At 69.6% G+C, this 5,703-nt stretch carries 5 protein-coding genes; 2 read left to right on the forward strand and 3 right to left on the reverse strand.

The window, feature by feature from the left end; genetic code table 11:
* The 3 genes from H0W38_RS15495 to mutL form a co-directional block, all read right to left on the reverse strand.
* Positions 1 to 206, reverse strand: a 206-nt coding sequence (locus H0W38_RS15495) for a hypothetical protein (protein ID WP_292455656.1), incomplete at its 3' end; no start/stop codon positions are given.
* A 227-nt stretch (positions 207 to 433) separates the two neighbouring features.
* The gene (locus tag H0W38_RS15500; protein WP_292455657.1) at positions 434 to 1,327 is read right to left on the reverse strand and encodes an alpha/beta fold hydrolase; all 894 of its coding nucleotides are present in this window, start codon (positions 1,325 to 1,327) and stop codon (positions 434 to 436) included.
* A 70-nt stretch (positions 1,328 to 1,397) separates the two neighbouring features.
* Positions 1,398 to 3,350: a DNA mismatch repair endonuclease MutL gene (mutL, locus tag H0W38_RS15505; protein ID WP_292455660.1), complete on the reverse strand. Its 1,953-nt coding sequence runs from the start codon at positions 3,348 to 3,350 to the stop codon at positions 1,398 to 1,400.
* A gap of 105 nt (positions 3,351 to 3,455) precedes the next feature.
* Between mutL and H0W38_RS15510 the strand changes: the two genes are divergently transcribed.
* Together H0W38_RS15510 and H0W38_RS15515 are read left to right on the forward strand one after the other, a co-directional pair.
* Positions 3,456 to 4,103, forward strand: coding sequence for a DedA family protein (locus H0W38_RS15510; protein WP_292455663.1), 648 nt, complete (start codon positions 3,456 to 3,458; stop codon positions 4,101 to 4,103).
* 95 nt (positions 4,104 to 4,198) lie between these two features.
* Positions 4,199 to 5,703, forward strand: a 1,505-nt coding sequence (locus tag H0W38_RS15515) for a bifunctional metallophosphatase/5'-nucleotidase (RefSeq protein WP_292455666.1), incomplete at its 3' end; no start/stop codon positions are given.

The raw sequence follows: 5,703 nt of genomic DNA on the forward strand, positions 1-5,703 counted from the left end.
CCCTTGGGGCGCTCTGCGTTGCGGCGCCTGAGACGCATCGCGGCGACCGTGCGCGCGCGCCGGATCGCCCTGCGACGCAGGCCGGTCCTCGCGTCGCTCCTCGTTGCGCTGCGGGCGTTCACGCGGCGCAGTCGCTGTCGGCGGCGTGCCGGTGCGCCCTCGATGTCCTTGCGCACGCGGTTCGTCGCGACGGGGGAAAGGGGCACGTGCTGTTTCGCGTTGCGGTGCATGCGCTGCCTTTTCTTCCTCGAGGCGCCGCGCTCTTTCCGCTTGCGCTTCGGCCAGCGTCGGCCGGGGCCGCTTCGCTCCGCTGCCTCGCAGCGGAGCGCGGCGTTCACCGGCAGCTTTGGGCGCGGCCGGCTTCTTGAGTTTGAGAGTCGTCATGGTGCTCCGATTGGAGCATGCAGGCTGCGGCCCGGCCGCGCGCGCGGTCTCAGGAACCGAGGCCGAACAGCTCGCTCAGCGCGCTGCGGTAGGCGTCCTGGCCGAGCGAATTCGTGCTGTGGTGCGAGCCGCCCTCCACAAGTACCCAGCGCTTGGGCGTGGTCGCAAGCTCGAACAGCGTTTGCCCCAGGGTCCACGGGATAAGCCGGTCGTCGCTGCCGTGAACCACCAAGAGCTTGGAGCCGATGCGGGCGATCTTCGAGCGCGCGTCGAAGCGCTGCGAGATGAACGGGCCTACCGGCAACCAGCCCCAACGCATGCCGGCCACGACTTCGCGGATCGAGGTGAAGCCGCCTTCGACGATGAGCCCCGCCTCGTCCTCGGCGTGCGCTGCCAGGTCAACGGCGATGGCCGCGCCCAGGGAGTGGCCGAAGATGTAGCGCTCGGCCTGCGGATGCTGCCCGGCCAGCCAATCCCAGGCGGCGCGGGCATCTTCATAAGCCATGGCTTCGGAGGGGAGCTCGCTGGAGGTCTGGCCGAAGCCCCGGTAGTCGATCGCCAGCACGCTGAAACCGAGCTTGTGCATGCGGCGCACGCGGCTCGCGCTGCCCATCACGTCCCAGCGTGCGCCATGCAGGTAAAGCAGCACGGGCGCAGGCTTGCCGGCATCGGCCTGCGGCTGCGCATGCCACAGGCCGTGCAGTTTCGCGGGCCGGCCCGTCTCGCCGGACTCGAACTCGATCCAGACGGGCTCCATGCCCAGGGCCACCTCTTCGCCGGCCCACCAAGTCTGGGAGGCCGGCTGGAAGATCCAGCGCCTCTGTTGCGAGTCGAGCGTGCCGCAGCCGGCGAAGATGCCGAGGGACAGCAGGACGGCCAGCAAACCGAAGGCGATGCGGCGGGTCGAGAGGTGCGGCGTACGGAAGCGGGCGGCGAACGGCATGCGTCACAGAGCGTCGGTGGGGTCGAGAAGTTCAGCGCTGCCCAGGCGAACCATGGAGATTGACGCTTTCTTACCGACCGCGCATGAACAGCGCGTCGAGCTCGCGGATCGTCACTTGCCGCCAGGTCGGCCGGCCGTGGTTGCACTGATCGGCGCGCGCGGTGGTTTCCATGTCGCGCAGCAGGGCGTTCATCTCGTCCAGCGTGAGCCGGCGGTTGGCGCGCACGGCGCCGTGGCAAGCCATGCTTGAGAGGATCTCGTGCTGGGCGCGTTCGATCGCGTGGCTGGCGTCGAAGCGTGCCAGTTCGGCGAGCACCGAACGGGCCAGCTCGGCGCCGTCGCCGCCCGCCAGCGCGGCTGGCTGAGCACGGACCGCGAGCACGCCGGGGGACAGCGGGGCGATGTCCAGGCCGAGACGGGCCAGGGCATCGGTGTGCTGCTCGGCGGTGGCCACTTCCGTCGGCGTGGCCGAGAAGGTGGCGGGGATCAACAGGGGCTGCGCCTCGATGCGCGCCGCCTGCGTCTGCTCAAGGCCGGCCTTGAGCCGCTCGTAGACCACGCGTTCGTGGGCGGCGTGCATGTCGACGATGACCAGCCCCTGCGCGTTCTCGGCGAGTATGTAGATGCCGCCGAGTTGTGCGACGGCGCGGCCGAGCGGCCACGCGTCGGGCTCGTAGTGAGCGAATGGCTCCGCACCGGCCGGGGCGTGGCCTGGTTCCCGCGTGCCGGCGCCCACGCCCGGCTGACCCGTCCCCTGTGCGGCCGTGTCGGTGCCGGGCGCGTTGGCGCCGTTCACGTCCGCTGCCACGGCGCTGCCTGCCGCCCGTGCCGTCGCGCCCCACAGGGCGCCGAATGTCGAGCGCTCGCGCACTTCGCCGCTGCTGCTCTGGCCGGAGCCGGCGCGCTGCGCATAAGACGCTGCGCCGAGCCCGAGTGAGGACTGCATCGGCATCGGGTTCCAGATGGCCGGCGCGGTGCTTTCGAAGGGCGTGGAGGGCGCCGCCTGCGTGCGCGGCAGCGCAAGCGCGTCTTCCACCGCATACCGCACGGCCTGGTGCACTTCGCGCGCATCGCGAAAGCGCACCTCGGTCTTGGTCGGGTGCACGTTCACGTCGACCCGGTCGGGCGCAATGTCGACGAACAGCAGGTAAGCGGGCTGGCGGCCGCCATGCAGCACGTCGTCGAAGGCCGCGCGCGCACCGTGCGCGATGAGCTTGTCGCGCACGTGGCGGCCGTTGACATACACGTACTGCTGGTCCGCCCGGGTGCGCGCCACGTCGGGCAGGCCGACGCGCCCGGCGATCCGGAGCAGGCCCTCGCGCGCAGCGAGCAGGCAGCTGCGCGCCATGAACTCCTCGCCGAGGATGTCGCGCATGCGCTCGTCGGGGTCCGCCGCGCGCCACCGGGCGACGAGCCGGCCCTCGTGCCAGACGGTGAAGCCGACGTCCGGGCGCACGAGCGCGTGACGGCGCACCGCCTCCAGACAATGCGCGAGCTCGGTGGCGTCGGTCTTGAGGAACTTGCGGCGCGCCGGCGTGCTGAAGAACAGTTCGCGCACCTCCACGCTGGTGCCGACCGAGCGCGCCGCCGCCGCCAGCTCGCCGCTGCGCGCGTCCAGGCGCTGCGCGTGGGGGGCGGTCTGCGTGCGGCTGGTGATCGCGACCTCGGCGACCGACACGATGGCGGCCAGCGCTTCGCCGCGAAAGCCCATCGTCGCCACGCTTTCGAGTTCGTGCAGCGAGGCGATCTTGCTCGTGGCGTGGCGCTTGACGGACAGCGCCAACTCGGTGGCTTCGATGCCCGCGCCGTCGTCCTCGACCGTGATGGCTCGCACGCCTCCGGCGAGCAGCTTGACCGTGATGTCGTGTGCGCCGGCGTCGAGCGCGTTGTCGATCAACTCCCGCACCACCGAAGCGGGCCGCTCGACAACCTCGCCGGCCGCAATCTGGCTGATCAGCTCGTCGGGCAGCTCGAGGATCGGTCGGCGCGCAGACGCCACGGGCGGAAGGGGCAGGGCACTCACCAACAAGATTGTAGGAGCCGTGTTTCCTGCAACCCCGAGCGGCGGCGTCCCACTGTGTGGCCCCTGTCACGCGCTCGGGCGCGAGCGCTGGACATAATGCCGCGCATGGAACTGATCGCCTTTCTGGTCGACTTCATCTTGCGGGTCGACGTGCACCTGACGAACTTCGTACTGACCTACGGTACCTGGGTCTATGCGCTGCTGTTCGCCATCATCTTCGTCGAAACCGGCGTGGTGGTGATGCCCTTCCTGCCGGGCGATTCGCTGCTGTTCGTGGTGGGCGCGTTGTGCGGTGTCGGCCTGATGAGCCTGCCCTTGTCGATCGGACTGCTCATCGTGGCGGCGATCCTGGGCAACCAGTGCAACTACGCGATCGGACGGCACTTCGGCCCCAAGGTGTTCCAGTGGGAGAACTCCCGTTGGTTCAACCGGCGCGCCTTCGACCAGGCCCATGCGTTCTACGAAAAATACGGCGGCGTGACGCTGATCGCCGCGCGCTTCCTGCCCTTCCTGCGCACCTTCGCGCCCTTCGTGGCCGGCGTGGCCCTGATGACACGCAGCAAGTTCACCTTCTACGACGTGACGGGCGCGGTGCTGTGGATCGGCAGCGTGACGATGGCCGGCTATCTGTTCGGCAACATCCCCTGGGTGCAGGCGAACCTGAGCAAGATCATCTGGGCCATGATCCTTATACCCGGCGTGCTTGCATTGTTCGGCGCGCTGCGCGCGCGTCGCACGCAGGTCGTCGCCTGAAGGCGTCGCGCACCGACGAGCGCGTCATGCGTGCGGCACGGTCACGAAGCTGACACCAGCATTTGCCAAGCTCACGGGTTTTCAAGGAGACCCGAATGCAGTTTGCGACCCTCGCCCGGTGCCGCCGCCCGCTTGCCCTGTTTGCAGTGACCGCTCTATCGGCGGCGCTGGCAGCCTGCGGCGGGAGCGACTCGGATGACGACGATCTGGCGGACACCGCCTTCACGTTGCAGGTGCTCCACGTGGCCGACATGGACAGCGGCGGCGACCTGGTCGAAAACTCGAAGGCACTCTCGGCCCTGCTGCAGCAGTTCCGCGGCGAGCAGCCCGACAACACGGTTTTTCTGTCCTCGGGCGACAACTACATTCCGGGCCCCTTCTTCAACGCCGCCGACGATGCCTCGCTGGCGCCCGAACTCGGCGCGCCCTCGGCAGGCCGCGGCGACATCGCCATCCTCAACGCCATGGGCCTGCAGGCCTCGACGGTCGGCAACCACGACCTCGACCTGGGCACCAACTACTTCGCGAGCCTGCTGCGCGCGACCGGCCCCGACGCCGACGATTGGCCCGGTACGGCCTTCCCCTACCTGTCGGCCAACCTCGACTTCTCCGGCGACGGCAACCTCGCTGCGCTGGCTTCGCCCGAGAACGACGGCGCCGCGGCGGCCGAGCTGGCCGGCGAGCTGGCGAAGTACGCCGTGATCACGGTGAATGGCGAGCGCATCGGCGTGGTCGGCGCCAGCACACCAACGCTGCCGAGCATCACCTCGGTAGGCGGCATCGCCGTGAGCCCGAGCGGCGCCGACACGGCCGACCTCGATGCGCTGGCAGCCGAAATCCAGCCCTCGATCGATGCCCTCGTCGCCGACGGCATCGACAAGATCATCCTGCTCGCGCACATGCAGCAACTCGACGTGGAGCGCGGGCTGGCAACGCGGCTGCGAGGGGTCGATCTCATCATCGCCGGCGGCTCGAACACGGGCCTGTATGACGCCGACGACCGCGTGCGCCCGGGCGACACGGGCGGCGGCACCTATCCGCTGGAGTTCGTCTCGCCCGACGACGAGCCGGTGCTGGTCGTCAACGTCGATGCCGACTACAAGTACCTCGGCCGCATCGTGTTGCCCTTCGACGATGAGGGCCGCGTCATCGTCGGCCGCCTCGACGAAAAGCTCAACGGCGCCTGGGCGACCGACGCCGAGGGTCTGGCACGCGCCGGCGTGAGCGGGGCCGATGCGATCCCGGCGGTGGTGGCCATCGCCGACAAGATCGATGCGGTGATCGCCGCCAAGGACGGCAACCTGTTCGGGGCCGCCACGGTTTACCTGGAAGGCGACCGCGTGCTGGCGCGCAGCCAGGAAACCAATCTCGGCAATCTGAGCGCCGACGCCAACCTGGCCTATGCCCGCACGGTGGACACCGGCACCGCGGTGTCGATCAAGAACGGCGGCGGCATCCGCTCCTCGATCGGCGCGCTCGACATTGCGCCGGGCTCGATCACCGGTGAGAAGGGTCCCACGCGCGCCAACGCGGAGGTGGGCAAGCAGGCCGGCGACATCTCCCAGCTCGACATCGAGTTCTCGCTGCGCTTCAACAACGG

It is taken from the genome of Methylibium sp. (assembly GCF_013817365.1).
Lineage (GTDB): Bacteria > Pseudomonadota > Gammaproteobacteria > Burkholderiales > Burkholderiaceae_C > Methylibium.